The sequence below is a fragment of the Thermodesulfobacteriota bacterium genome (assembly GCA_040753795.1).
Lineage (GTDB): Bacteria > Desulfobacterota > Desulfobacteria > Desulfobacterales > Desulfosudaceae > JBFMDX01.
Genome location: JBFMDX010000001.1, coordinates 305,091 through 329,213, shown reverse-complemented (window position 1 = coordinate 329,213; position 24,123 = coordinate 305,091). Strand labels below are relative to the sequence as shown.

Here is a 24,123-nt window from a genome sequence, read left to right as displayed (position 1 = left end):
GTTATATCTCCTATACGCCGCCATCCAGGCGTTTCATGGTTTCCGGGCTGGGCTTGCCGGTCCGGCCGTCCCAGCCGAACTGCTCCCAGTAATGGGTCATCATGGCCTCGATATCGATGGACCGGCCTTTATTGGCCCCTTCGGTCTGGAGCGGCCGCCCCAGGGCGCGGTCGCTGATTTTGCAGTCTTTGGGTTCGATGCCGTGTTTGACGTTGAAGGATTGCTTGATGGTATGGATGTCCCCGGCCAGGTCCATATAGTCATTGGGCGTCAATTGCCAGCCGTTGGCGGCGTTCATCCAGTCAAACAGGGGAAAGCGTTTGGCGCCCAGGAAAGAGGCAAACAGGCAGGCGCCGGTGCAGTTGACCAGGGTCATGAAGCGGCTGTTGGCCGCGCCGATGGCGGCCTGCTTTTCCGGGTTCTTGTACTTGCTGCCCTTCAAATACATGGGCGGGATTTTGGGAATCCCCTTGACCACCTTCCATAACTGATACATCTCGTAATACAGGTGCGAGCCCAGGGTATGACGGCCGGGGGTGGGCTCCACGCTGTAGTGAAGGGCGAAACCGGGATCGTTGCGCGAATCGTGCATGGCCGGCTCCTGGCCGCCGGCAAGAACGGCGAAGGCCTCGGCGCCTTTGCCGATCCGCAGCGCGGCCTGTTTCACGCCGTCGGCGAGCACATGACCGAAGCCCTCGCGCTTCACCATTTTCTCGACCAGGGCGACGATGGCCTCGGCATTGCCCCAGGTCAGGTCCAGGCCGTCGGTGTCCTTTCTGGTGATAATCCCTTCCTCGTAACATTCCAGGGCGAAGGCGACGGCATGGCCGGCGGAGATGGTGTCCATGCCGGCCCGGTTGAGCAGTTCGTTCAGGTAAAAGATCCCCTTGACGTCCTGGTTCATGCAGAACCCGCCCAGGGAAAGAACGGTTTCGTACTCGGGTTTATGGGTATGGGTGTATTTGTCGTCCATGGTGCAGATGCCGCCGCAGCCCAGCGGGCATGAATAGCAGTGGAATTTGACGATTTCACAGTTTTTAAAGACATCCGGGTTGGTGGAGTAGCTTTTGCGAAAACCCCAGTCGCGGGAACTGCCTTTCCAGTTCTTGATGGGGGAGTCCCCCATTTCCGGCGACATCTGGTTCATGGAGACCGTGCCCCATTTTTTCAGCAGGATCTTGTAAAGCATGCCGTCCTGGGTGAGCACCGTGGGCATGACGCGCAGCAGCGCCCCGACAAAGGCGGTCATGGGCCCGGTGACAAAGGGCGGCTGGAACTGCACCCATTTGTTGCACATCCGGCTGAGGCGTTTCATTTCATTCCGGTCATGAGCCCCGATCCGTTTCTGGCCGGACAGGACCACGGCTTTTAATCGTTTTGAGCCCATGACGGCGCCCAGGCCCGACCGGGCGGCCATGCGGCCTTTGTCCGTGGAGATACCCGAGATCAGGGACAGCTTTTCGCCGGCCGGACCGATGCAGACCACTTTCGGCTTTTTCCCTTTTTCTTTGGCGTGCGTTTCCAGGTATTCCTCGGCTTCGACCGTATCCAGTCCCCAGACGGTCGAGGCGTCCCGCAGTTCCCGGGTGTGATCGTCCACGTAAAGGTAGACGGGTTTTTCGCTGATGCCTTTAATAAAAATGCCGTCATATCCGCAGCGCTTGATTTCCGGGGCAAAGGTGCCGCCGCAGTTGGCGTCGCCCCAGCCGCCGGTAAGGGGCGATTTGCCGGCCACCATCCAGCGCCCGGTAAACAGGCTGCCCGTGCCGGTCAGAAGCCCCGGGACAAAGGCCAGCATGTTGTCCGGCCCCAGGGGATCGGCGCCCGCGGGAATACGGGCATAAAGGATGTGAGCGGCCAGCCCCAGGCCGCCCAGGTGTTTCTCGTAGACCGCGTCCGGCAGAGTCTCTTCCCGGATCTCGCCGCTGGTCAGGTCCACCACCAGGATTTTCCCCATGTAGCCTTTGTTTTTAATCATATCGTCACCGCCTGTTTTGGTTGGGTTGATGCAGACAGGATTGTACGCTCACCTGCGTTTAAAAGTAAAGAATATCTCTGATGGCCACCGCTAATAATTGCCTTCAACCTTCCGAACCATTTCCAGAAGGCTATCCCGGAATTGACGGTACTGGTCGGCGGTGAATCCTCCGGTGAGGATCAATTCCAGGGCATAATGGACCCCCAGGTAATCGTAGGCATAAATGCCATGGATGGTTCGTAAGGCATCGATGGCCTCGCGGCACAGAAAAGAAAGGCAGATGGGGCTTTTATAAGTGGTCAGCAGGCAGCCCCTGGCCGGATCGTGATACTCGCAGGGGGAAACCGGGTTTTCCCGGCAGTGATCTTCCGGGCTGCCGTAGCGCTTTTGCCGTTCCGCCCGCAGCAGATCAAAAGCCGGATGGTCCAGGTCATAGAGCGCGTAATATTTGTTCTTGCAGCAGGCCGCGGTGGGCTGATGGCCGTTGGCCTCCATTTCCGCGGCAATGCATTGGCGGCAAAAGTCAAACGAAACGAAGAAGGTGTTGAGGATGGCCTCCGCGTCCAGGTAGCGTTCCAGGTTGGCGTGGATGTCGCTCATGAACCTAAAAACCGAGGTTGGCCACGGACTCTTCCGTGAGGCCGTAATCCGCCTCGGCCGGGATACAGAGCACCGGTCCGCCGGCGCGCTGCTCCATTCTGGGCAGCACGGGAATAGCGGGGTGTTCCAGGCAATATGAGCGTGCTTCATCAAGACAGCAAAACCGGGCCATTTTGGCGATGTTCATGCGGGTGGGAAATATCACCATGAATCGCCCCCCGGAGGCGCCGGTGAGGACGTCCGCCGGTGTAATCCAAAGGGAGTCGACGGATTCGGAACCGTCATGAGAGCCGACCTGCCCGTCAGGCGCGTCCGCGACAAAAAACCAGGTGTCGAATCGTTTGGGCATGAATTCGGGGGTAATCCAGTGAGCAAAGGGGGTCAGGCGGTCGCAGGCGGGGTAAAGATCCTCGTTTTCCAGCAGCTCGCTGAATTTCAATTCGCCGGCGCAGAGCGCGCGGCGTTTGTCCTCAAAACCGGCCAGACGCTCGGGGGAAATGATCGTCGCGGCGCCGCCTTCTCTTACCAGCAGGATACCGCTTTCCTCATATACCTCCCGGATGGCGGCCACATAAAACCCCGGATCCGGTTCCCGGCACTGATTCATCGCCCCCCCGCATCGCCGGATAACACCAGGTGCCGTGTCGTCGACGTCCACCCGACCGCCGGGAAAAACCAGCGCTCCGGCCGCGAAATCGATCCGGCGGTTGCGTTTGACCATAAACATTTCAATGGCGTCTCCGCGGTCACGGCCGAGAATGATCGTGGCCGACGGGATGGGAGCGTTTATTTTCTGTTCGTTCATCGTCTCTTTCTTTATTCATGGGGCGACCGCGGGTCGCCCCTACATATTACCGGCGACAGAGACCGGCCACGACGGCATGCCCATGACGGTTCGTCCCACGCAGGGGCGACCGGCGGGTCGCCCCTGCCGCCGACAAGACGGCTGTATTGTAACGATACCCCTCACCCGTGTCAAAACGTATTGACGCTTTTCGACCATCGCTACAGCCGCCTTCAGGTTTTGACGCCGGTCACGGGACGTTTGATTTCTGCGCCGGCGCGAAAAATCCAGATCAGTCCATGCCATGAGGTACCCATAAAAATGGATAAGGGATGCCGGGCAATCACCCGACACCCCTTATCCTCTGTGGTACGGTTATATAAAAGACTGTCCGCCGTCATTATTACGGCTGCCAGTCTGAAAAGGGCGGGTCCACGGCATCCATGATCTTGTGATAATCGCCCTGTCAGCCGGTTACTTCTGCGTTTCAGCCTTTTGCATAATCTTCGCGAACGTTCCGTCCTGTTTCATTTCGGCGAGCGTTTTTGAAAATATCCGGTCTAAATTTTCCCCTTTTCCGTCTTTCTGAAAGGCGTAGTAAACATCCTGCTGGGAAAGCGGCCGGGAAGGATCATACTGTATTTTGTCTTTCAGCCCCGTATTCTCAAAGGCCTTCAGCCCGGACTTCTCTTCGACCACAAACGCCTGGGTCCGCCCCGCCTCCAGCATTTTTGCGCTCAATTCATCGGACTGGGCCGATTCGATCCGGATGAGTGGATTTTCCGTTAATTCCCTGGCATAGGGATACCCCAGGGTGATACCGACGGTTTTGCCTTCCAGGTCCTTAATGGTGGCAAGCGGAGACGATCCCTTCATGGTGAAGGCAAAATCCTTTTTCACATAGATCAGTTCGGATGATTTCAGCGGCATCTTTTCGGAAGAAAAATTGACGTCAAGGGCGGGGAAAAGAACATCCACCTGCTTTTCGGAAAAATCGTTAATGGCCCGCTTGGGCGGAATAACCGTGATCTCAACCTGCAGGCCGGCTCTTTCGGCTATGGTTTTGGTCAGTTCAATAAAAACACCGTTATCCTTATCAATCACCATCAGCGGAATCGGAAAGGTCCCGATTCGAATTGTTTCCGCCCCGGGACTGCCGGCACCAAGGCTCACGGCCAAGGCAACGCACGCGATCAGCATTATAATCTTTTTCATCCGGTCCTCCTTTTTTACCGATTAATATCTTTCAAAGGCCTCGTCACCCGGATCTCCGGGCGATTTCCCCTTTTTCCGTAAATGATGCCGCTTCTCGATCAGTAAGATCCCCTTTTCTTTTATACCGGAATCAGCCGGGAGGGGTTTGCCAGAACGAGCCGGCGAATTATCGAGATGTTGCGTCCGGACGCTGTCTGGCTGATGCCGTCCATTGGCATTGACCTTGAAGTAGTTGATTATCTCCGTCAACCGCTCCGACTGGCCGGCCAGGTCTTCGGCAGTCGAGGACAACTCTTCCGAGGCGGAAGCATTTTGCTGGATGACCTGCTCCAGCTGTTGAATGGCCCGGTTGATCTGGTCAACACCGGAGTTCATCTCATTGCTGGCCGCGGAAATTTCCTGCACCAGCTCGGCGGTTTTCTTGATATCCGGCACCAGCCGGCCCAGCATCTGTCCGGAACTCTCGGCCACCTGCATGCTGGAATCAGCCAACCGGTTGATTTCGCCCGCGGCCATCTGGCTTCGTTCCGCCAGTTTTCTCACTTCGGCGGCGACCACCGCAAATCCCTTGCCGTGTTCACCGGCCCGGGCCGCTTCAATGGCGGCGTTTAACGCCAGCAAGTTGGTCTGCCGCGCGATCTCCTCGATAATGGAAATTTTTTCGGTGATCTGCTTCATGGAGGCCACCGTCTCCAGCACGGTGCGGCCGCCTTCCTCGGCGTCCCGGGCCGCCTGGGTGGCGATTTTGTCGGTCTGCATGGAATTATCCGCGTTCTGCTGAATATTGGACGCCATCTCTTCCATGGACGAGGACGCCTCTTCGGCGGAGGCCGCCTGCTGGGTGGCGCCGGTCGACATCTGTTCCGCGCTCTGATTGATCTGACGGCTCCTGTCGGACACACTGTCAGCCGCGAACTTGACCTGAACGATGACTTCGGTCAATTGCCTGATCATACGCTGCAGGGAGCGGGCCAGGCGCCCGATCTCATCCTGCTGACCAAAATCGAACTGCTGACGGAAATCCCCTTCCGCCACCCCGTCGGCGATCTCGAGGAGCCGGTTGATGGGCCTGATCAGAAACCAGCGCAGCGCCACTGCAAAAAACCCCAGCAGCACCCCGTCGAGCAGGAGAATCAAAACGGCCATGTTGATGATTTCCCGGTTCAGGGTTTCTTTCATAAGGCGGGTAGAAACGGAAAGCTCAACCGACCCCAGCGGTTCATTGTCTTTCAGAATAGGCTGGGAGCGGGTAATGCCGAAATCCGGGAGCGCCTCCCGGGTATCAATGACGTTCCAGTCCGCGTCCCGGGTTTTTCCCGTCAGCAGCCGGCCCTGGGGGTCCTTCACGATCACACCCTGCAGGACCTGCTCGCGCATTTCACCCAGGATAACGGCATCCCGCTGCTGGTCGTCGAAGCTCCACAGGGGGCCGGCCAGGTTTTCCACCAGGCGCTTCATGACGGCATCGGCAACGGAATTGAGCATCACCCGGCTTTCCGACCGCATGCTCAAATACTGGATCACGCCGAACCCGGCCAGCACCAGGGTGCTCAACAGGACAAGGGACAGACCGATCTTGAATTGCAGGCTCCGGCTCCAGGAAACGGTTTTGTTTTCTGATTGCATGGCGACCTCTCCCTGTTTAATTATTGACATCAGCGGCTCCAGATAGGGGTGGTTCAGAATCAATGGGGCAAGACGCATTCAACCCGTGATAACCGATCGATCATCCCTCTTACGCGAAGGATAATGATGAGATTGCCGCTTATGAAAATTTCAGCAAAAGATGTGCCACGGGCGGCCAAGCTGCGCCAGGGAGCATGAGATTCTGTTCAAGCTTTTGTATTCTATTTGTATTTTAACAATATCGACCCGAGTGCTTTTCTACCGGAAAGCGGCTGGCAGGGACCAGTGTATAAATGAACGGCGGGCTGAACCGGATCGATGTCCAATAAAACGGGAAATCCGGATTTCCTTCTCCTGCGATATTGGACTATACTTGATGGGTCATTTTTACACAGTCTCTCAAGACGACATGCAATATCATCATAGCAAGGAATTTACTTTATGAACCGACGACAGTTTCTTCAGCTCGCCGCTCTGGCGGCCATGGGAACCGCCACGAATTCCTGCGCCAGGCTCAGCCCCCGCCGGGTCGCGCCTGAACCGCTGGCCCGGCCGGAGGATTATCTCCTGCTGACCGGATGTTCGATCATCGACGTGGCCCGGGGGATCGCGCTCAAGGATCACGCCCTGCTGATCCGGAACAGACGCATCGCGGCCGTCCTGCCGCCGGAAGCGGAGCGACCGGCCGCGGCCGATAGAACGCTAGACCTTAAAGGCGCCTGGGTAATGCCCGGCATCATCAACGCCCACTGTCACATGTCCCTGTCCGGCGCCATGGGGTTCGGCCCGGGCATGATCATGGCCTTTGAAAGGCAACTGGAACGGAACGCCGAAGAGTGCGTCCGGCACGGGGTGACCACGGTCCGCGACATGCTGTCCATGGGCGTGTTCCTGGAGGATCTGCGCCACAAGATCGGCCGCGGGGACGTCCTGGGACCGCGTATCCAGTGGAGCAGCGCTCTGGACGTGCGCGACGGCTACACCGACCGGATGCTGCCTTTTTTCAAGAAAACGCCCTTCTGGCAGCCGGTGGACACGCCCGAAGAAGGGCGACTGGCCGTGCGGCGGGCGGCGGACAGAGGCGCCAACTTCATCAAGCTTTTCCAGCAGCCGCGGGAACTGCTGATGCCGGGCAGCACCATCCCGGTCATGGACGGTACGACCGTCCGGGCCATTCAGGATGAGGCGGAACGACTGGGAAAATACGTGGCCATGCACCACACCACCCTGGACGGGCTGATGACGGGGCTGGACGCCGGTGTGCCGTCCCTGGAGCATATGGCCACGGACAAGGGGATCCCCGAGGCCGCCGCCCGCCGGATCATCGACAACGGGCACACCATCATCCCCACCGCCTCGGTGGCTTTCGCCCTGGCCTATCCCCGGCATGGGGACGTCAACTGGGGCAAGGGGTTCTCCGTGCGGATCGAGCAGGAACGGCGACAGTCCATGCCGGCCCTGATCGAAGAGTTCTGCGAACCGGAACTGGCCGGGAGCACCCTCAAGTATCACCGCCGGCTGTGCGATCCGGCGTCATACGAATCCCGGCATCTCTTTCCCTGGCCGGACCCGACCGTCATGAACGCGGCGGCCAACGACGGCGCCCTGAACACCATCGATCTTTACCGGGCGGGGGTGACTTTCGGCTGCGGCAATGACGGCGGCGTGCCGCTCATCTTTCCCGGCGCCATGGTTCTGGAGATGCGGCTGCTGGAGGAGCAGGGCATGCGGCCGGCCGACATCCTGCGCATGGCCACCCTCAACAACGCCCGCCTGATCCGGGAAGAGGATAACCTGGGTTCGGTGGAACCGGGTAAACTGGCCGACCTGGTTGTTTTCCGGGACAATCCCCTGGAAACCGTGCAAAACGCGGCCAGGCCGGAGATGGTATTCATGGGCGGGAGACTGGTCTATCGCCGGGAAAAGGGGTAGACACGGCTGGCCGGATCCGGGAACAGCCGTCTTTCGACCGTTCCCGGATCGACCCGGCAAACGTGCGGATTAAAAATCGTAAACCAGCGTCAGTGCCGTCTCTCTGTCGGTCTTGTTCTTGTCTTCAGGAACCTGGGAGTTGTGATCCAGGGTATAGGAAGCCTTCATGGACAGGGCGCCCACGATTTGCGCTTTTAAGGCGGTAACGGATTTGGTGTTGGTGTTGTCCGAGCCGGCCAGAATGGTCAGCTCCTGCTGCAATGCGGCGGTCTCGGAAAAATTATAACTGCACATCAGATAACCGCGAGCCACCGCTTCGTTTTCCAGGGTGCCGTCGTCCTGTTTGTCATAACGGTAACCGGGGCCGATTTCCGCGACCAGCTTGACGGTTTCGGTATTGATGATCTTTCTGCCGTAACCAACGCCATAATTAGTCCGGTAATCATAGCCGCTGAACCGGTCGTCCACGTAATCGGCGATTGCAAAAACGTAATCGACATCGGTAAATTTATACCCTCCTTTGGCGGCGGCGCTATACTTTTCAGCGGAGGTTTTATCTTCTTTGACGCCATCGACTTCCGTTTCTTCGGAACTGTAAATCGCGCCCAGCTTCAATTCCCCCAGCATATGCCCTTGCTCATACGAAAAGCCGGATTTGACTTTTAACGACTCTGTTTCCGAATTGCCGGTCGTCTGGAGAAATCCGATTTCACCGCTGCCCTTCCAGGGTTTTTCCCCTTCGGCACCGGCAAGACCTGCGGCCAGCAGCAGCATCATAACCATAACAGGCAATAGTCCACGTTTCATACGACCTCCTTTTTCAAATAGCCAAGGTTGATAATATGGCACAAAAACGTCATCCGTGTGTTCGTTCGTGCCGCGGGCCGCCAAGCATCAGGTCTCCCGGGATAGACCCAGGAACGCGGCGGCGTTGCCGCCGAGAAGGGCGTCACGGTCAGGCCCGCTCAGGCCGGCCTGATCCATTTCTTTAAAATACCGGGCGGGCTTGAGCAGCGGAAAGTCCGTGCCCCAGAGGATTTTGTCCGGGCCGGCCAGCCCGCCGGCGATGCGGTAGATATCGGCCTCGTACAGGTAGGGCGAGGCGGCGGTGTCGTACCAGACGTTTTTCAGCACTTCCCGGGCTTCTCTTTTCAGCAGGTTATAGAAGAACACCCCGCCGCCCCAGTGGGCCAGCACGATGCGGTTGTCCGGGAAGGCCGCGGCCAGATCGTAAATCTGCCGCACGGTAATGGGCGTCTTGCCGGGGTACGGGTGCCCCACGGGTTCGTTGGTGTGGATCATGACCGGCTTGCCGCGCTCGCGGCACACGGCCATGACCGGCGCCAGCCGCCGGACGGCCTCAGCGTCGATTCCGGACTGGTAAAAAGCCAGTTCCCCCACCCCGTAAAGGCCGGCGTCAAGGCAGCGTTCCACCTCGGCGGCAGGGTCGCCCCCGTACATGTCCAGGCAGCAGAAACCGGCCAGCCGGCCGGGATAACGCCGCTGGGCCTCGATGATATAATCGTTGTGGGCCAGGGCCAGATCCGGGTTCTCCCAGGGAAAACCGAAGGTGACGGCCATGTCCACGCCGCTTTCATCCAGGCAGGCGATCAATTCTTCGGCTGAAGCCATTTTCGATTTCTCCGGCTCGTACAGCAGGCGGAAGGCCGGCTCGCCGGCAAAATAGCCGGACCGGTTGTGCCGGACCGGATCGGGGAATATATGGGTATGGAAATCAATCTTCATGGGTCTACACATTAAAACGGATGGTAACGATATCGCCGTCCGCCATGATATAGGTCTTGCCTTCCAGGCGGGTGGTGCCTCTCTTGCGGGCCTCAGCGTAACTGCCGGCGCTGATCAGGTCGTCATAGGCGACCACTTCGGCCCGGATAAACCCCTTTTCCATGTCCGAATGAATCACCCCGGCGGCCTTGACGGCCGGCGTTTCTTTTTTGATGGTCCAGGCCCGGACTTCGTCTTCGCCCACGGTAAAAAAGGAAATCAACCCCAGCGTCTGATAGGACCGCTTGATGGCCCGGGCGGTGGCCGGTTCGTCGATGGCGAACTCCTTTAAAAAGTCGGCCGCCTCTTCATCCGACATGCGGGATATCTCATGCTCCAGCCGCCCCCGGACCACCATCAGGTCGGCTCCCGCCGGCGGTTCGCCCGGGGGGAGGCCTTGATTATCGTCATCATTATTAATCAATACCAGGGCGGGTTTAGCGGACAGGAAGGTAAACCCTCTCATCAGGGGAGAGACGCTGATTTCGGCGTTCTGCCTCAGGGGCTGATTGGATTCCAGCATTTCCCGGGCCTGCCGCAACAGCGTCAGTTCGCCCGGGTCCCCCTTCTTGCCCCGCTTGCTGTCGGCTTCGATCCGCTCGAGGCGTTTTTCCACCACCATGTAATCGGCCAGGATGAATTCCTCGTCCAGGGCGGCCATGTCCTTGTACGGCGTCGCCGGATCTCCTCCCGGCAGCTCGAAGTTCCGCACCACCTGAATCAGGGCGTCGCACTCCTTGACCGAATTCCAGCGGGTTTCCCGTTCGTTTTTTTTGATTCCCGCCGGCAGACAGTATTCGATCTGGGCGTAGATGGTTTTGCGCGGCTTGTACATGCCGGTCAGCACATCCACCCGCCGGTCCGGCACCGGTATGACGGCCAGCCGGTCTTCGTTGCGGTGGCCGGCATCCGCCTCCGACCGCGTCAGGGCTTCGAACAGCGTTGTTTTTCCGGCCCCTTCCAGGCCGACTATACCAAGTTTCATCGCTATATCTCTCTCAAAAAACGGCAGGGTTGGAAACTGCCGCGTCCAGGTATCGGTTAAAATAAAAAAACGGGCTTTATACCCGTTTCGTACTACAAAACCACCCGCTGTGCAAGGCCGGGAGGAAAACCACTCACCCGGCCGGGGTTCACCTGTTGACCTTATCGCTTCCCCGCGCCCGTCTTTTTCCGGACCATAACATCTTCAGCGCGGCGGGATCGTGCCATGGTCAGCTTGTTGCCTTTACCGTTATACGTCAATTTGGGGAAATAGCGCCGCATGATAAAGATTCCCCGCCCGTTTTCAGCCTCCTGGGAAGGGGGGGAAAGCGGAATGGACCGCCAGTCAAAGCCTTCGCCCTGATCTTCGACTTCAATGGTAAGCATGTCGTCGGCAAGGGTGAGGGTGTATGTCACCGTCTTGCGGGGATCCAGGCGGTTGCCGTGCTTGACGGCGTTTAAAAGGCTTTCGCGCATCACCAGGCACACCGGGAAGAACTCACCGGACAGCCCGTTCTTTTCAAGGAATTGCCGGGTCTCGTCTTCCACCCGGTTGATGTGATCCACCAGGGAAGGAAACCGCACCACCAGGCGGCGCTGGTCGTAAACGACAGAGATATCTTTTTCTTTCGACATAGGACTGTTCTTCAACGGGTGCGCGATCATCCGCCGGCCGTAATCCCCCTGCCAAGTCAGATTGAGTCCGAAGACCCGCGCCGGCGGCGTCATTCGTTACATTGCCGGTACGCGCCGGGAACGCGACGATTATACCTCTATGGCCAGAACGACAATATCATCCTCACAGGTGGCCGGATTTTTCCCCATGATCTGCATGATTTTCTCGGGCGCCTCCGTCACCGGCAGCGACGCCACATCCTTGCAGGCCTCCAGCAGTTCCCCGCCGCCTTCCGTCCAGTACCGTTTTTTCTTGGACGATTCAATCAGGCCGTCGGAATAAATATAAAACCGGTCCCCGCTCGTTACCTTGAGCTGCTTCTGCCCGAAGGCGACATCGGAAAAACTTCCCAGCACATCCCCCTTCAGTCCGATGAACTTGGGTTTCCCCCTGGCCGCCACGTAAACGACCGGCGGATGACCGGCGTTGACAACGGTCATTTCCCTGGTTTTCCGGTTCAGGCAGGCATAACAGGCAGTCAGAAATTTATCCTCGGGAAGTATCTTCAGAAGGACATCGTTCATGATCTTGACGCTTTCCATGGGCCGGTAAACGGGCGTGCAGTTCTGCTTCAGCAGCGCCTTGACGGAAGAGGTCATGTAGCTTGTCTTGATATCATGGCCGGAAAAATCGGCCACGAAATATCCGTAGATGTCTTCGGAAATCGGCAGCACGTCGTAAAAATCACCGCTGGCCTCTTCCACGGCGCAGTAGTATACGCCGAACCCCGCTCCCGGCTCGGTCTCCGGGGTGGTCAGCATGGAGGTCTGGGCTTCGGTGATCTGCTTGAGTTTATCGGCCTGATTACTGATGAGGGAGTTGGTGGCCACCGAGAGCTTCAGATGCAGCTGCACCCGGGCCAGCACTTCCAGGGGATGGAACGGCTTGGTGATATAATCCACGGCGCCCAGGTCAAAGCCGGTCAGCTTTGATTCCAGTTCGTTGACCCCGGAAAGAAAGATGACGGGAATGGAAGCGGTCGCCGGATTCTTTTTGAGCTTGGCAATGACCTCAAATCCGTCTTCTCCCGGCATCTTGACATCCAGAAGGATGATATCCGGGGACTCGTTTTCGGCAAAATGCCGGGCCGTGGGGCCATCCAGGGCGGTAAAGGTCTTGTAGCCGTGATTATCCAGCGTCGTCGCGAGCAGCTTCAAATTCAGAAGATTGTCATCTACGACCAGGATAGAGAATTTTTTCTGAGATTCATCCATAACACACTCGCTGAGAATCAAGGGGTTGGCAACAACAGGCGCCGGCGGCCGGAATAAGACGCGCCGGAGAAGGAAAGGTCTTAACCGCCTTCCTGCAACTGGGTTTTAATCTCTTCCAAATGACTGATCAAAGCCGGAAGCGCCGAAACGATGTTCCCCAGTTCGTTTTTTCCGGCTTGTATTTCCGCGGCCCGGGCCAGTTCCGACATCTCCATGAATCCCAGGTTGCCGGCGGCCCCCTTTAAGGAGTGGGCCGCTTCACCGGCGGCAAAAGCGTCTCCCTTTCCCACCGCTGTCCGGATTTTTTGAATATCGATTCCGGCCGTCTCGATAAAGACCTTCAGAATCCCCGAAAATTCTTCCACCGTTAATCCGTGGACATCTGAAAGTTTTTTTATATCCATAAAGTCCGACTGGTGATGGTTAGTCCCGCTTTAGATGATGGGAGTGATAACCATATGGAACGATTATTTAAAAAAATTATACTAACAACCCGCCTGAAACGCAACAGAAAATTCCCCGCCGGGACAATCGATAGCGGCGGAGCGGATGCCTTCAGGAATCCCGGTAGGGCATGGCCGTCATCGGATTCCGGCAACCTGGGCGGCCAGCTTCCGTTTATAGTTGCGGTAATCGATCATGGCGCGGATGGAGCGGATGGCCCGCTCCGGTCCCTGATAAAAGGGGATACCGGCCTGCGCCAGCATTTTCATGGCGGTCTCGCCGCGCTCCTGGTAGGAAAAGCAGACGATCGGCTTTTTCCGGGAGTCGATCATCTGCCGGATATTGTCACACATCATCTTCGCGATCTCTTCGATTTTCGCGTCCAGGTCCTGCCGGGGCACGCCCATCCGGACCAGGGCCCTTTTGATCATGTCCGCCGGCAGATAGTAATAGAGCAAAAGAAGATGACATTGGGGATCATCCAGCAGCGCCTGGGGCAGGGACGAAAAAAACTGCACGATATCCTTGGTAAAGGTTACGTCGATGGGATTTCTGATGCTGCCCGTGGCCGGCACCAGTTCGGCGATCCTGGCTTTGGTGGACTCGGACGGTTCCGGCAGCATCAGCCCCGCCCGGCCGCAGGCATCTGCGGCCACGGCGCCGGGACCGCCGGAATGGGTCTGGACGAACACGTTGTCGCCGGCGGGTTCCGGCAGCTGCCCGAAAGCCATGCAAAAATCAAACAACTCCGCCAGGGAGGCCGCGCGCACCACCCCGCTCTGGCGGAAGATGCCGTCGTACAGGTCGTCCGGTCCGGACATGGAACCGGTATGGGAAAGCGCCGCCTTGCGGCCGGTTTCCGATCCGCCGACGTACAGGGCCACGATGGGTTTATGCGGCACGATCCGGCGGGCCGTCTCCACGAATTCCCGGCCCCGGCGGATGGCTTCGACATAAAGGGCGATGACCCGGGTATGCGGGCAGGCGCCGAGATATTCCAGACAGTCGACCAGATCGGTGTTGGCTTCGTTGCCGATGCTGAAGGCCGTGCTGAAGCCCAGGCCCAGGTTGTCCAGGTAGGTAAACATCTGGGTCACGAAGCTGCCGCTCTGGGAAGCCAGGCCCACGAATCCGGCCTGGCCGTGATACCGGTGAGGCGTGGTATTCAGCCGGTGATGGGTATTGGTGACGCCCAGGCAGTTGGGGCCGATAATCCGGATGCCGTATTGATCCGCGATCCGGATCAGTTCCTTTTCCCGCCCGGCCCCCTCGGGCCCGGTCTCCTTGAAGCCGCCGGACACGATAATGGCGTTGCGGATGCCCTTTTCCCCGCAGACGGCCATGGTTTCACAGACGATCCGGGTAGGCAGAACCACCACCGCCAGATCCGGCACCGCCGGGATGTCTTCCACCCGCGCGTAGGCTTTCAGGTCCTGAACCGTCGTTTCCTTCGGGTGAACCGGGAAAACCTCTCCGGCGTAGCCAAAATCCAGCAAAGCCCGGAGAATGATGGTGCCCATGGAAGAATAATTGTTGGACGCCCCGAAAAAGGCGATGCTCCGGGGGCAGGTCAGGGGGTAGAGGCGGTGTTGTTCGATGGTCGGCGTCATCCGGCTTGACTCCTTAACACGATCAGGGCGTCCACGGCCGTGACCTTGCCCGCGGCGGAAATCAGCACGGGGTTGATGTCGATTTCCTGGACCGCGTCATGATCCAGTCCGATCTGACCGGCCGCGATCAGGCAGCGGTAAAGCGACTCCCGGTCGACCGGCGCCTGCCCGCGAAAAGCGTCCAGCATTTTCCGGGAACGGAGCTGGTCGGCCATGTCGGCGGCTTCGATGGCGTCAATGGGCGCCATCCGGAAAACCGTATCCTTTAAAATCTCCGTCATGATCCCGCCCAGGCCCAGCATGACACAGGGGCCGAACTGGGGATCCCGGTTCATGCCGACCACCAGTTCGCGGTTGCCGCTGATCATCTCCTGGACCAGGATGTCCGCCGTCATTCCTTTCAGGCGAGCGGTCAATTTATCGTAGGCTTCCAGCAGCGCGGCCTCATTGGCCAGGCCGACCATGACAAACCCGCCTTCGCTCTTATGCATCAGGTCCGGGGAACAGGCCTTGAGCACAAGGGGATATCCGATTTGACCGGCGGCAGCCAACGCGCCATCCCTGCTGTTGACCAGGGTTTCCCGGGTGACGGGCACCCCGTAGGCCTGCAGCACCAGTTTCGACTCATGCTCGGACAGGGCCCGCTGTCCCCGGCTCATTGCCGCCGCGATCATTTTATCCGCTTCCATATTTCACACCCTGTATTAATTTTGAGATCCATTTTGAATACCTGCCCGCTCGACAGAAAACATTAGATTTTTCTACAACCGGTAAAAAGCGGTGTCAAGAGGCAAAAAAGAACCGCGGCCGACAAATCGGTTGACAACCGCCTCCTGCAGCAGGGAAATTACGAATCAAGATCAACTTTTCCGGAAAGGAGGACTCCCATGACCATAGACGCTGTCCGCGGTATTTTGGGCTGGAGCATGGTAATTAACTACGCGATCCTGCTGTGGTGGTTTCTTGTCTTTACGCTGGCGCACGACTGGATGCATCGTTTTCACGGCAGATGGTTCCGGCTTTCGGTCGAGGCCTTTGACGGCCTGCATTATGGCGCCATGGCCGTCTTTAAAATCGGCATTATGCTGTTGAACCTGACACCCTGGCTGGCGCTCCAGATTGTTGGCTGATTCCGGATAAAAAAATCCCCCTGCCTTCCGCGGGAGAGCAGGGGGATTGTGCATGGTGGTGTCATCATCGGATTGTCCTTTTTCTATTCCGATGGTTTATCCGTCTCGGCAATACGACGGTTGATCTCGTCCAGGGTGTTCTTTACCGGTTGCCGCCCCGTCCCCAGCCGCCTTGACCGCGACCGCCCTGTCCTCCGCCGGCGCCCCAGCCCCGGCCCTGACCCTGGCCTGGGCCCCGGCCGGCCGGCTGGTCCTGGCTTACGCCCGGACCGCACTTACCCGCGCCTCTGCCTGTTTTCGGTCCCTCTCCCGCGGGACCGGTTCCATCTCTTCTCGGCATTTTTTATCACCTCCTTCCGCATCGTCTTCGGCGACGGCACTGCCCCTGGCCGCCGCGCATCTCGTAAACACCCCCGCCGATCCGCAGGGTTTTATTGGTTATCAGCGCGTCCGCGATAATGGCGCGCGCCTCGCCCAGGATCCGGCCGTATGTCTGCCTGGAAACGCCCATAATGTCGGCGGCGGTGGCCTGATCCAGCTTTTCAAAATCAGACAGACGAATCGCCTCCACGCCTTCCACGGGCAGAAGGATCTCACCGGTCGGAACCCGGTCCTCCGGCACCAGGGCGCTGGACATCGGATATCCGGAAACAAACCGGGGGATTTTATTTCTGGGCATGGGCAATCCTTTTTTTGATCTTTTGATTAAAAAAATAACCCTTGCAGAAATTGGTGTCAAGAGCAATTTTGATCATATGACCAAAATAAACAAGGTCACGGCCCCCTCCCGGGATCGCCAAAAGATATCTCTTGACAGAGGGGGATGGCGGCACTATTTTGGTTATGAGAATATGCTCATAACCGCCCATAAGGAGCCGTCCCATGATACTGGTTTACAGTCTGGCCGCCATCGCGGCCGTGGGGATTCTGATTTTTCTGCTGACGCTGATCAGGCTTTCGGCCGGCAACAGAAAGGTATCGCGGGAACGGACCGCCGCCCGCCTTGAAAAAATGACCGGCTTCGGCGCCGTCAAATCACTGACTATCCTGCCGCTGGTCGACTTTTACGCCGATGACCAGCGGCTGAAGACGGAAGCCGGGGTATCCTACCTGGTCAAGGCGGACGAGACCACCATCCTGATGGACGCGGGCTTTAACAAAAAAAAGGAACACCCCTCCCCCCTGCTCCACAACATGAAAGCGCTGGGCGTTTCTCCGGGTGATATCTCCGCCTTTTTCATCAGCCACCCGCATCTGGACCATGTCGGCGGCATGGCCGAGCAGCGATCCAAAACTTTCAGCCTGTCTCAGGGAACGGTCAATGTTCCCGGGATTCCGGTATACGCGCCGGTAAAAATTGCCCCCTCGCGCTGGAATCCGGGGCCGGTTCCCGAGGTCATCAGCGGCCCCCGGAAGCTGGCCCGGGGCGTGGCCAGCATCGGCGTCATCCCCAGAAACCTTTACCTCCTTGGATATACTAGGGAACACAGCCTGGCCGTCAATGTCGAGGGCAAGGGGATCGTTATCATTATCGGCTGCGGACACCAGACCATTGAACGCATTATCGCAAGAACCCGGGCCCTGTTCGACGAACCGATCTTCGGCATTATCGGCGGTCTTCATTATCCTGTTAACGGCGGGAGAATCATGCTCGGCCCCGTCAACCTCCAGAGCCTGGTGGGAAACGATAAACCGCCATGGAAGAAAATCGATGAAAAGGACGTGAAATCCGCCCTTGACGCCATTAAGTCCGCCAACCCGGAATTTGTCGCCCTTTCCCCCCACGACAGTTCCGACTGGACCCTGGAGCAGTTCCGGCAGGCGCTGGGCGATAAATACCATTATCTGAAAGTCGGCCAACCCATCGTTTTCTGATGTCAACGGTTGGCGGTCATCCGCGATGGTGACGCGATGGCCGCCAACCCGCAATATAAGGCAGGGGAGGCGGCTGCGGCCGCAATTAAAGAAAAAATCAGAAAGCTGAGCCTGGGGCAAGAGCCTTTTTAAGGTGCGGGAATAAAGCCATGATTATCGCCATTGCATCAGGCAAGGGCGGCACCGGCAAAACCACGGTGGCCACCAGTCTGGCCCTGTCGCTGGAAGCGCCGGTGAGGCTGCTCGATTGCGACGTGGAAGAGCCTAACGCCCATATTTTCATCCGGCCGGAAAACGAAACCCGGACGACGGTCACGGCCATGGTCCCCGAGGTAGATCTGAAACGCTGCACCGCCTGCGGGGCCTGCGATGCCATCTGCCGTTTTTCCGCCATTGTCCAGATGGGCAAGGCGGTGCTGACCTTTCCGGAAATGTGCCACAGCTGCGAGGGCTGCCTCATGGTCTGCCCTGCCGGGGCCATTTCCGCCGGAACCCGGGAGCTGGGCGAACTGATCCGGGGAACCGCCGGTTCCGTGGAACTGGTGTACGGCAGCCTGCGTGTGGGCGAAGCCATGTCCCCGCCGCTGATTCACCGCGTCAAACAGGAAATGAGTGACAGCCGGATCAATATCATCGACGCGCCGCCGGGCACTTCCTGCCCGGTCATCAGCGCCCTGACCGGCGCCGACTTCGTGCTGCTGGTAACCGAGCCCACGCCTTTCGGATTAAACGACCTGATCCTGGCGGTGGAAACTGTCCGGACCATGAAGCTGCCCTGCGGCATCGTCATCAACCGCTGCGACTCCGGGACCGATGAAACCCGGGGGTATGCCGAACGGCAAGGGATCCCCGTCATGATGGAAATACCGGACCGGCGGGATATCGCCGAAAGCTACTCCCGGGGCGTTCCGGCCTGCCTGGCCATTCCCGGAATGAAACAGCGGTTTGCCCGGCTCATGACCGACATTCAACGGAAAACCGGATAATCGGGTACCTTTATGAAAGAACTGACCATCATCAGCGGCAAGGGCGGAACGGGAAAAACCAGCGTCACGGCTTCCTTCGCCTCCCTGGCGCAACATAAAGTCATCGTCGACGCGGACGTGGACGCGGCCGATCTGCACCTGGTCATCCCTCCGGAAATCAGAAGACAGGAGCCCTTCCAGGGAGGCCATATCGCCGAAATCGACCCCGGCCGCTGCACCCAATGCGGGGAATGCCGCCTGCGCTGCCGGTTTGACGCCATCAGTGAAGATTTCGTCGTCGACCGGCTGGCCTGCGAAGGCTGCGGGGTCTGCGTCTATTTCTGCCCGGTCCAGGCCATCGACTTTTCCCGGCAGGTTTGCGGGCAGTGGTTTGTGTCCGATACCGGCCGCGGCCCCATGGTTCACGCCCGGCTGGGCATTGCCCAGGAAAATTCCGGGCTGCTGGTCAGCGTGCTCCGCAAAGAAGCCCGGGCCATAGCGGAACAAAAAGGATATGAGTGGATCATCGTGGACGGGCCGCCCGGCATCGGATGCCCGGTCATCTCGTCGGTTACCGGGGCCGGCGGCGTACTGGTCATATCCGAGCCGACCATGTCCGGCCTGCACGATTTAAAACGGGTCAATGAACTGGCCGCGTTCCTGAGGGTTCCGGCCATGGCCTGCGTCAACAAATACGATATCAATCCGGACATGTCGGACCGGATTATCGCTTACGCCTGGGACCATAAAATGGAAGTTGCCGGCGTCATCCCCTATGACCGGGACATGACCGCCGCCATGGTGGCGCGGAAAGCGCTGGTGGATTTTTCCGACGGCCCGGCCGCCCGGGCGATCCGGTCGGTCTGGGAAAACGTACGCGACTTTATGAAAACCAGAGGCCATAGTAAAAGTGCCCTGAAAATTATTTCTTCCTAAAACCTTTAACAATGGAGAGACGTCTATGAAATTCGCGATACCAATGGCAGGAGGAAAACTGACCCTTCATTTCGGACATTGCCAGGAATTTGCCATCCTTGAAGTCAAAGACGACCAGATTGTCGGCAAGCAGGTGCTGGTGCCGCCGCCGCACGAGCCGGGGGTTCTGCCCGCGTGGCTGCACGAACTGGGCACGAATGTGGTTATCGCCGGCGGCATGGGGCACCGGGCCATCGACCTGTTCAATCAGGCCGGCATCAAAGTGGTCACCGGCGCGGAAGTAGCGGAACCGGAAGTCCTGGTAAAGCAGTATCTAAACAACGCCCTGGTAACCGGCGCCAATGCCTGCTCTGACGATCATACCTGCTCCGGCGATCACCAGCATCACCATTAAAGGACACTTTAGGGAAAGAACCGGTTCATGGCTGACGTCACTTCTTCGAGCCACTGTTTCCGCTCTTCCCCGGTGCTGGTGACGACGACGCTGAACATGCGACGGTAAAAGACCTTGACGCCGCACAGGCCGAAGACGCAGTTTTTCCAGATGGTTTCCAGGGGGTCGCCGAAGACTGCCCGTTCCCGGTCCGGCCGGGTGTTGGAGGTATTGAAGACGACGGCGGCTTTGGCGGCCAGCAGGCCCTGGGGAACGCCTTCGCCGGAGTCGCCTTCCAGAAAACGGTAAGCCACATCCGGCCGGATCACCCGGTCGATCCAGCCCTTGAGAATGGCCGGCGGCTGGCCCCACCAGTTGGGATGGACGATAACGATTCCCTCCGCCCGCCGGATTTCCCGGCAATGGTCCCTCACCGCCGGGGGCAGGCCGGCGTCCGACGGGATCTCTGCCGCGGGCAGCAGAGGATCAAATCCCTCGGCATACAGATCGTGAAAAGAAACCTGATGGTCATTTGCTTCCAGCCGGGTAACGGCTGCCTGTGCAATGGCATGATTGAAGCTCCCGGGATCCGGATGCGCCAGAATAACCGATATTTTCATATGCGATATCGCCTTTTACTTGCCATTGGACCGGGCAGGGATTAAGTCATCAACCGCGCCGTTATTTTTCATCTCCGACCGGATAACGGATTCGATCCGGAAATCCCTCGGCCGACCGGAATCAGCGATGATCGACAACAATCAGCTTCCCGGCGTCAAACCCGAGGGCTTCCGCCCTGGCCGTCAGCCGGTCCCGGGTCTCCGGGTCGATTTCCGGCGATCGGGCCAGGACCCACAGATACGACCGCGTGGGGCCGCAGACCAGCGCGTACCGGTAGGCCTCACGATCGAGTTCAAGCACGATGTAGGAACCGTAAAAAGGCCCGAAAAAAGAGACCTTCAGGAAACCCTGGTCCGGCCCGTTGACAAAATAGGCCTTGCCCTCGATCTCCTTCCAGGCCTTTTCCTTTTGGGAGTAGCCGCGGTTGACGACCCGGATGCCGCCGTCGTCCCGCCGGCTGTAATCCGCCGTCACCCGGGTCAACCCCCGTTCAAAGGAATGATCCAGCCGCGCGATTTCATACCACCTTCCCAGGTACTTCTCCGCCTGGAAATTATCCACCGGTTTGACGTTGGCCGGAATTCCGACGCAGCCGGCCGCCAGCAGGAGGCAAGCCGCCAGGAAAATTCTCATCCTTCCTCCTTTACCTTGCCGGCCGGGCCCTGCGCTTTTACTTCATGGACCAGGTCAAGAACCAGCCGGATTCTTGCGGCCCAGTGTTTGAACGCGTCTTCCACCGATCCCCAGCGGGTAAATTTTTCTCTCAAGCCCACCGACCGGTCGTCTTTGGCCGCCACGACGGCGTTGCCGGTCATGGAATCGACCACCATGAATTCCGCGCAGGTCGCGCCCGACCCGGCCCAGGAGTTCATCAGCCCCGTTTCCAGGTCCGCCAGGCTACCGTCCCGGGATTGGCCCTCACCCGGGTCCGGACGGTTCTGCCGAAGGTCGGTAATGGCGACACGCAGCCGTGCCACGTCCGGCGCGGGCTTGTTGACGATGGGGTATTTCCCCTTGAAGGCGGAACGGATTTCCTTGACGAAAAGGTCCGCCAGGGATTTTAATTCCCGGGGATCCATGCCCTTATACTCGGAATCCGGCGCGAAAAAGAAAATCACCGGGTCCAGCAGAAACCGGCCGTAGCGGGAAAAATCAGTGCCCGGCTTTATCCAGCGCATCCGGGCCCCGCCCGGAGGTCCGGGCTCAAGAACAATATCGGCTTCCTCCGAGAGATAGAGCATCTTTTCCCGAGACCCTTTGCCCGCTTCCCCTTGTATCGGAATTTTCGGAAGAACGCGTTCGCACGCGACCACGCATTCCCGGTCCCATTTGTCCCCGGCACCGGCCTTTAAAACATCGATGGCCTCGGCAAAGGTTCTGGCCTTCTGATAGGGCCGGTCCGTGGTCATGGCATCAAAGGTATCGGCCACGGCGATGATCTTCGCCCCCAGAGGGATGTCGGCGGCCGTCAGTCCTTCGGGATAGCCCTTCCCGTCCGGCCGTTCGTGGTGACAGCGGACATAGGTTACCGCCGGGCCCAGGAAATTGAGATTTTTTAAAATTTCCGCGCCGGTGACCGGATGCCGGGTGATTTCCCTGACGACCTCACTGGAATTGCTCCCCCCGTGAGGCAGAAAAAGGCTGTCCGGAAAACCGATCTTGCCGATGTCGTGCAGCAGCCCGGCCAGATGGACCAGTTCCGTGTCCTGTTCGTTCAGGCCCATCTCCGCCGCGATCAGCCCGGAAATCCGGCCGACGCGTTCGGCATGGCCTTCGGTGTAGGCGTCGCGCGCCGCCAGTGCCCTGGCCATGGTGGAAACGGTCGCGATGATGTTTCGCCGGATTTCCCGGTTGGCCTCCTCCAGCTGACGGGTCATGGCTTCCAGGCGATCCTCGCGGGCCGTTACTTCGGTCATCATCCGGCTCACGGCCAGGGCGATGGTCCGCACCGGCTCGGCCGTATCCGGTCCGGTCAGCTCCAGAATATCATTATGATAACGATTGCCCGCGATATCGGTTATAATCTCGATAAGCCGCTTGAAGTTCTCCACGGCATTCTCTTTCTCATTCGCTTCCAGGTTAAATCCGTACTTTTTCAGCCCACAATTCGGCATCCCTGACCAGGAAACCGATCCGGTTACCGTCCCTGGTTCTGATGACCAGGTGCCGGCCGCCGGTGGCAAAGGAGGTTTTTCCCTTGAACCAGTCCGTCACCGTTGCCTCCGTTATTTCCACCCGCCTGATCTCTATTTTCCTCCCGATTGCCTTTTCAAATACCAGCGCCTCTTCCGTCAGGCAGATCATGCCGTTCCCCTTGACGTTGCCGAAACGCGCGTCGGCCCCCCGGTACAAAGCCGACCGGGGCTCCATGACGAATTTCCCGCTGCCGCCGTATTGTCGGCGCATTCCGTCCCCGACTTCCGCCATCCGCCGCTTCAGCCAGCGATAAAAAGCCAGCCACATCGCGGCCTGAACCACCAGAATACCGGCGACCAATAAAACAATCGGCGACGCATTCATCGCAACACCCTCCTGAGACATACCGGGTACCCTCCGGCGGCCGGATCACAACCGGCGGGATGTGGCATCACGCCTGCCGTTTCTGAACGCCGAACCGGGCCAGGATTTTTTCCATCAGGCACCATTTGGTGAACGCCGACTGCAGCAGGTTGAGCCCGACAAAAGCGGTGAACAGCAGCCAGTAACGGCTGTGGATCTGCGCCAGAGACAGAGACACCAGAATGAATGTGCCCGCGATAGCCCGGATCCAGTCTTCCATCTTCATTTTTCTGCCCTCCAATCTTATTTATGCTCACGGCGGAGAACAAAAAAGAAAGGCCGTTCTATTCCTTTCAGATCCATGGCTCCCAGCACGGTGTTTTCGTCGATCTTGCGGAAGACATCGTTGATGGGCAGATTGTCATAGATCATGGTGGCGCTGGATTTCCCCCGATACTCCGTCAGGCGAAGACGGGCGCGTGAACGGCGCGTGGCGAACAGAAGCAGGAACGTCTGGAACAGGCGGCCCATGATTTTTGATTTTAAAAAAGGCAGGCGGTCCAGCAGGCCCAGGGCAGGCATGGTGAAAACTGGATTGACGCGCACCCGGCGGCCGCGCAGGGAGGAAAAAATCAGCGGATGCACGTGCTCCGGGCCGTCAAACCGCTTGCCGTGCCAGTGATAAGCCTCCAGCAGGCCGTCCAAAGGATGGTCCGTCGGGAAACCCGCTCCTTTCCACTGGCCGATCATGAAATCACTATCCACCGGCTCAAGGCCGTCAAAAATCGCCAGTGCCTCCTCGGTGCTGATTTTTCCGGCCGCAAGGGCCGTTTCAAACGCGTTCATGAATATATCCTCCCTGTTTCCAATCATGTC

Annotated in this window: 27 protein-coding genes; 6 read left to right on the top strand and 21 right to left on the bottom strand. The window is 58.5% G+C overall.

Features of this window, described 5'->3' with window-relative positions; genetic code table 11:
- Window positions 1–10 precede the first annotated feature (10 nt).
- From AB1724_01480 to AB1724_01460, 5 genes are all read right to left on the bottom strand, one after another.
- Window positions 11–1,978 (bottom strand): aldehyde ferredoxin oxidoreductase family protein, encoded by a 1,968-nt coding sequence (locus AB1724_01480; protein MEW6076463.1) that lies wholly within the window; start codon window positions 1,976–1,978, stop codon window positions 11–13.
- Between the two features lie 90 nt (window positions 1,979–2,068).
- Window positions 2,069–2,578, bottom strand: coding sequence for a hypothetical protein (locus tag AB1724_01475; GenBank protein MEW6076462.1), 510 nt, complete (start codon window positions 2,576–2,578; stop codon window positions 2,069–2,071).
- Window positions 2,579–2,582: 4 nt separating this feature from the next.
- Window positions 2,583–3,383, bottom strand: a complete 801-nt coding sequence (locus AB1724_01470) for an NUDIX hydrolase (GenBank protein ID MEW6076461.1) — start codon at window positions 3,381–3,383, stop codon at window positions 2,583–2,585.
- A 453-nt stretch (window positions 3,384–3,836) separates the two neighbouring features.
- Window positions 3,837–4,577: a transporter substrate-binding domain-containing protein gene (locus AB1724_01465; GenBank protein ID MEW6076460.1), complete on the bottom strand. Its 741-nt coding sequence runs from the start codon at window positions 4,575–4,577 to the stop codon at window positions 3,837–3,839.
- A 21-nt stretch (window positions 4,578–4,598) separates the two neighbouring features.
- On the bottom strand, window positions 4,599–6,203 hold the full coding sequence (locus AB1724_01460) for a methyl-accepting chemotaxis protein (protein ID MEW6076459.1): 1,605 nt from the start codon (window positions 6,201–6,203) through the stop codon (window positions 4,599–4,601).
- Window positions 6,204–6,644: 441 nt separating this feature from the next.
- Between AB1724_01460 and AB1724_01455 the strand changes: the two genes are divergently transcribed.
- Window positions 6,645–8,135, top strand: coding sequence for an amidohydrolase family protein (locus tag AB1724_01455; protein MEW6076458.1), 1,491 nt, complete (start codon window positions 6,645–6,647; stop codon window positions 8,133–8,135).
- A 69-nt stretch (window positions 8,136–8,204) separates the two neighbouring features.
- Here AB1724_01455 and AB1724_01450 read toward each other — a convergent pair whose 3' ends face one another.
- From AB1724_01450 to AB1724_01415, 8 genes are all read right to left on the bottom strand, one after another.
- Window positions 8,205–8,942: a DUF481 domain-containing protein gene (locus AB1724_01450; protein ID MEW6076457.1), complete on the bottom strand. Its 738-nt coding sequence runs from the start codon at window positions 8,940–8,942 to the stop codon at window positions 8,205–8,207.
- Between the two features lie 87 nt (window positions 8,943–9,029).
- The gene (locus AB1724_01445) at window positions 9,030–9,881 is read right to left on the bottom strand and encodes an amidohydrolase family protein (protein ID MEW6076456.1); all 852 of its coding nucleotides are present in this window, start codon (window positions 9,879–9,881) and stop codon (window positions 9,030–9,032) included.
- A 4-nt stretch (window positions 9,882–9,885) separates the two neighbouring features.
- Window positions 9,886–10,905, bottom strand: a complete 1,020-nt coding sequence (locus tag AB1724_01440; GenBank protein MEW6076455.1) for a DUF933 domain-containing protein — start codon at window positions 10,903–10,905, stop codon at window positions 9,886–9,888.
- A 161-nt stretch (window positions 10,906–11,066) separates the two neighbouring features.
- Entirely contained in the window at window positions 11,067–11,540 is a 474-nt protein-coding gene (locus tag AB1724_01435; protein MEW6076454.1) for an ATP-binding protein, read from the bottom strand.
- A gap of 129 nt (window positions 11,541–11,669) precedes the next feature.
- A complete protein-coding gene (locus AB1724_01430; protein ID MEW6076453.1) occupies window positions 11,670–12,794 on the bottom strand; it encodes a fused response regulator/phosphatase in 1,125 nt (374 codons plus the stop codon).
- Between the two features lie 80 nt (window positions 12,795–12,874).
- On the bottom strand, window positions 12,875–13,198 hold the full coding sequence (locus AB1724_01425; protein MEW6076452.1) for an Hpt domain-containing protein: 324 nt from the start codon (window positions 13,196–13,198) through the stop codon (window positions 12,875–12,877).
- Window positions 13,199–13,375: 177 nt separating this feature from the next.
- The gene (locus AB1724_01420) at window positions 13,376–14,848 is read right to left on the bottom strand and encodes a CoA-binding protein (GenBank protein MEW6076451.1); all 1,473 of its coding nucleotides are present in this window, start codon (window positions 14,846–14,848) and stop codon (window positions 13,376–13,378) included.
- The gene (locus tag AB1724_01415; protein MEW6076450.1) at window positions 14,845–15,537 is read right to left on the bottom strand and encodes an acetate--CoA ligase family protein; all 693 of its coding nucleotides are present in this window, start codon (window positions 15,535–15,537) and stop codon (window positions 14,845–14,847) included. Before AB1724_01415 ends, AB1724_01420 begins: the two co-directional genes overlap by 4 nt.
- 198 nt (window positions 15,538–15,735) lie before the next feature.
- On the opposite strand from AB1724_01415, the gene AB1724_01410 reads away from it, so the two are divergent.
- A complete protein-coding gene (locus tag AB1724_01410; protein MEW6076449.1) occupies window positions 15,736–15,978 on the top strand; it encodes a DUF6868 family protein in 243 nt (80 codons plus the stop codon).
- Between the two features lie 142 nt (window positions 15,979–16,120).
- Here the strand turns inward: AB1724_01410 and AB1724_01405 are convergent, their stop codons facing one another.
- Window positions 16,121–16,318 carry a DUF5320 domain-containing protein gene (locus tag AB1724_01405; protein ID MEW6076448.1) on the bottom strand — a complete coding sequence of 66 codons (198 nt, stop codon included), beginning with the start codon at window positions 16,316–16,318 and terminating at the stop codon, window positions 16,121–16,123.
- Window positions 16,319–16,324: 6 nt separating this feature from the next.
- On the bottom strand, window positions 16,325–16,657 hold the full coding sequence (locus AB1724_01400) for a DUF134 domain-containing protein (protein MEW6076447.1): 333 nt from the start codon (window positions 16,655–16,657) through the stop codon (window positions 16,325–16,327).
- Window positions 16,658–16,860: 203 nt separating this feature from the next.
- On the opposite strand from AB1724_01400, the gene AB1724_01395 reads away from it, so the two are divergent.
- The 4 genes from AB1724_01395 to AB1724_01380 all read left to right on the top strand — a co-directional run bounded on the left by AB1724_01395 (window position 16,861) and on the right by AB1724_01380 (window position 20,148).
- Window positions 16,861–17,853 (top strand): MBL fold metallo-hydrolase, encoded by a 993-nt coding sequence (locus tag AB1724_01395; protein MEW6076446.1) that lies wholly within the window; start codon window positions 16,861–16,863, stop codon window positions 17,851–17,853.
- Window positions 17,854–18,002: 149 nt separating this feature from the next.
- Window positions 18,003–18,839 (top strand): ATP-binding protein, encoded by an 837-nt coding sequence (locus AB1724_01390; GenBank protein MEW6076445.1) that lies wholly within the window; start codon window positions 18,003–18,005, stop codon window positions 18,837–18,839.
- Between the two features lie 12 nt (window positions 18,840–18,851).
- Window positions 18,852–19,754 (top strand): ATP-binding protein, encoded by a 903-nt coding sequence (locus tag AB1724_01385; GenBank protein MEW6076444.1) that lies wholly within the window; start codon window positions 18,852–18,854, stop codon window positions 19,752–19,754.
- 25 nt (window positions 19,755–19,779) lie between these two features.
- Complete coding sequence (locus AB1724_01380; GenBank protein MEW6076443.1) at window positions 19,780–20,148, top strand: NifB/NifX family molybdenum-iron cluster-binding protein; 369 nt, start codon at window positions 19,780–19,782, stop codon at window positions 20,146–20,148.
- An 8-nt stretch (window positions 20,149–20,156) separates the two neighbouring features.
- Here AB1724_01380 and AB1724_01375 read toward each other — a convergent pair whose 3' ends face one another.
- The 6 genes from AB1724_01375 to AB1724_01350 form a co-directional block, all read right to left on the bottom strand.
- Window positions 20,157–20,747 carry an NAD(P)H-dependent oxidoreductase gene (locus AB1724_01375; GenBank protein ID MEW6076442.1) on the bottom strand — a complete coding sequence of 197 codons (591 nt, stop codon included), beginning with the start codon at window positions 20,745–20,747 and terminating at the stop codon, window positions 20,157–20,159.
- Between the two features lie 121 nt (window positions 20,748–20,868).
- On the bottom strand, window positions 20,869–21,381 hold the full coding sequence (locus AB1724_01370; GenBank protein MEW6076441.1) for a lipocalin family protein: 513 nt from the start codon (window positions 21,379–21,381) through the stop codon (window positions 20,869–20,871).
- Window positions 21,378–22,799 carry an HD domain-containing phosphohydrolase gene (locus AB1724_01365; GenBank protein MEW6076440.1) on the bottom strand — a complete coding sequence of 474 codons (1,422 nt, stop codon included), beginning with the start codon at window positions 22,797–22,799 and terminating at the stop codon, window positions 21,378–21,380. The genes AB1724_01370 and AB1724_01365 overlap by 4 nt, the downstream gene beginning before the upstream one ends.
- A gap of 28 nt (window positions 22,800–22,827) precedes the next feature.
- Window positions 22,828–23,268 carry a hypothetical protein gene (locus tag AB1724_01360; protein ID MEW6076439.1) on the bottom strand — a complete coding sequence of 147 codons (441 nt, stop codon included), beginning with the start codon at window positions 23,266–23,268 and terminating at the stop codon, window positions 22,828–22,830.
- 67 nt (window positions 23,269–23,335) lie between these two features.
- The gene (locus tag AB1724_01355; protein ID MEW6076438.1) at window positions 23,336–23,533 is read right to left on the bottom strand and encodes a DUF2892 domain-containing protein; all 198 of its coding nucleotides are present in this window, start codon (window positions 23,531–23,533) and stop codon (window positions 23,336–23,338) included.
- Between the two features lie 17 nt (window positions 23,534–23,550).
- On the bottom strand, window positions 23,551–24,093 hold the full coding sequence (locus AB1724_01350) for a DUF4334 domain-containing protein (protein ID MEW6076437.1): 543 nt from the start codon (window positions 24,091–24,093) through the stop codon (window positions 23,551–23,553).
- Between the last annotated feature and the right edge of the window lie 30 nt (window positions 24,094–24,123).

Excerpts from the sequence above, each read along its gene's own strand:
- AB1724_01480 (MEW6076463.1), bottom strand. The coding sequence starts at position 1,978 with ATGATTAAAAACAAAGGCTACATGGGGAAAATCCTGGTGGTGGACCTG.
- AB1724_01475 (MEW6076462.1), bottom strand. The coding sequence starts at position 2,578 with ATGAGCGACATCCACGCCAACCTGGAACGCTACCTGGACGCGGAGGCC.
- AB1724_01470 (MEW6076461.1), bottom strand. The coding sequence starts at position 3,383 with ATGAACGAACAGAAAATAAACGCTCCCATCCCGTCGGCCACGATCATT.
- AB1724_01465 (MEW6076460.1), bottom strand. The coding sequence starts at position 4,577 with ATGAAAAAGATTATAATGCTGATCGCGTGCGTTGCCTTGGCCGTGAGC.
- AB1724_01460 (MEW6076459.1), bottom strand. The coding sequence starts at position 6,203 with ATGCAATCAGAAAACAAAACCGTTTCCTGGAGCCGGAGCCTGCAATTC.
- AB1724_01455 (MEW6076458.1), top strand. The coding sequence starts at position 6,645 with ATGAACCGACGACAGTTTCTTCAGCTCGCCGCTCTGGCGGCCATGGGA.
- AB1724_01450 (MEW6076457.1), bottom strand. The coding sequence starts at position 8,942 with ATGAAACGTGGACTATTGCCTGTTATGGTTATGATGCTGCTGCTGGCC.
- AB1724_01445 (MEW6076456.1), bottom strand. The coding sequence starts at position 9,881 with ATGAAGATTGATTTCCATACCCATATATTCCCCGATCCGGTCCGGCAC.
- AB1724_01440 (MEW6076455.1), bottom strand. The coding sequence starts at position 10,905 with ATGAAACTTGGTATAGTCGGCCTGGAAGGGGCCGGAAAAACAACGCTG.
- AB1724_01435 (MEW6076454.1), bottom strand. The coding sequence starts at position 11,540 with ATGTCGAAAGAAAAAGATATCTCTGTCGTTTACGACCAGCGCCGCCTG.
- AB1724_01430 (MEW6076453.1), bottom strand. The coding sequence starts at position 12,794 with ATGGATGAATCTCAGAAAAAATTCTCTATCCTGGTCGTAGATGACAAT.
- AB1724_01425 (MEW6076452.1), bottom strand. The coding sequence starts at position 13,198 with ATGGATATAAAAAAACTTTCAGATGTCCACGGATTAACGGTGGAAGAA.
- AB1724_01420 (MEW6076451.1), bottom strand. The coding sequence starts at position 14,848 with ATGACGCCGACCATCGAACAACACCGCCTCTACCCCCTGACCTGCCCC.
- AB1724_01415 (MEW6076450.1), bottom strand. The coding sequence starts at position 15,537 with ATGGAAGCGGATAAAATGATCGCGGCGGCAATGAGCCGGGGACAGCGG.
- AB1724_01410 (MEW6076449.1), top strand. The coding sequence starts at position 15,736 with ATGACCATAGACGCTGTCCGCGGTATTTTGGGCTGGAGCATGGTAATT.
- AB1724_01405 (MEW6076448.1), bottom strand. The coding sequence starts at position 16,318 with ATGCCGAGAAGAGATGGAACCGGTCCCGCGGGAGAGGGACCGAAAACA.
- AB1724_01400 (MEW6076447.1), bottom strand. The coding sequence starts at position 16,657 with ATGCCCAGAAATAAAATCCCCCGGTTTGTTTCCGGATATCCGATGTCC.
- AB1724_01395 (MEW6076446.1), top strand. The coding sequence starts at position 16,861 with ATGATACTGGTTTACAGTCTGGCCGCCATCGCGGCCGTGGGGATTCTG.
- AB1724_01390 (MEW6076445.1), top strand. The coding sequence starts at position 18,003 with ATGATTATCGCCATTGCATCAGGCAAGGGCGGCACCGGCAAAACCACG.
- AB1724_01385 (MEW6076444.1), top strand. The coding sequence starts at position 18,852 with ATGAAAGAACTGACCATCATCAGCGGCAAGGGCGGAACGGGAAAAACC.
- AB1724_01380 (MEW6076443.1), top strand. The coding sequence starts at position 19,780 with ATGAAATTCGCGATACCAATGGCAGGAGGAAAACTGACCCTTCATTTC.
- AB1724_01375 (MEW6076442.1), bottom strand. The coding sequence starts at position 20,747 with ATGAAAATATCGGTTATTCTGGCGCATCCGGATCCCGGGAGCTTCAAT.
- AB1724_01370 (MEW6076441.1), bottom strand. The coding sequence starts at position 21,381 with ATGAGAATTTTCCTGGCGGCTTGCCTCCTGCTGGCGGCCGGCTGCGTC.
- AB1724_01360 (MEW6076439.1), bottom strand. The coding sequence starts at position 23,268 with ATGAATGCGTCGCCGATTGTTTTATTGGTCGCCGGTATTCTGGTGGTT.
- AB1724_01355 (MEW6076438.1), bottom strand. The coding sequence starts at position 23,533 with ATGAAGATGGAAGACTGGATCCGGGCTATCGCGGGCACATTCATTCTG.
- AB1724_01350 (MEW6076437.1), bottom strand. The coding sequence starts at position 24,093 with ATGAACGCGTTTGAAACGGCCCTTGCGGCCGGAAAAATCAGCACCGAG.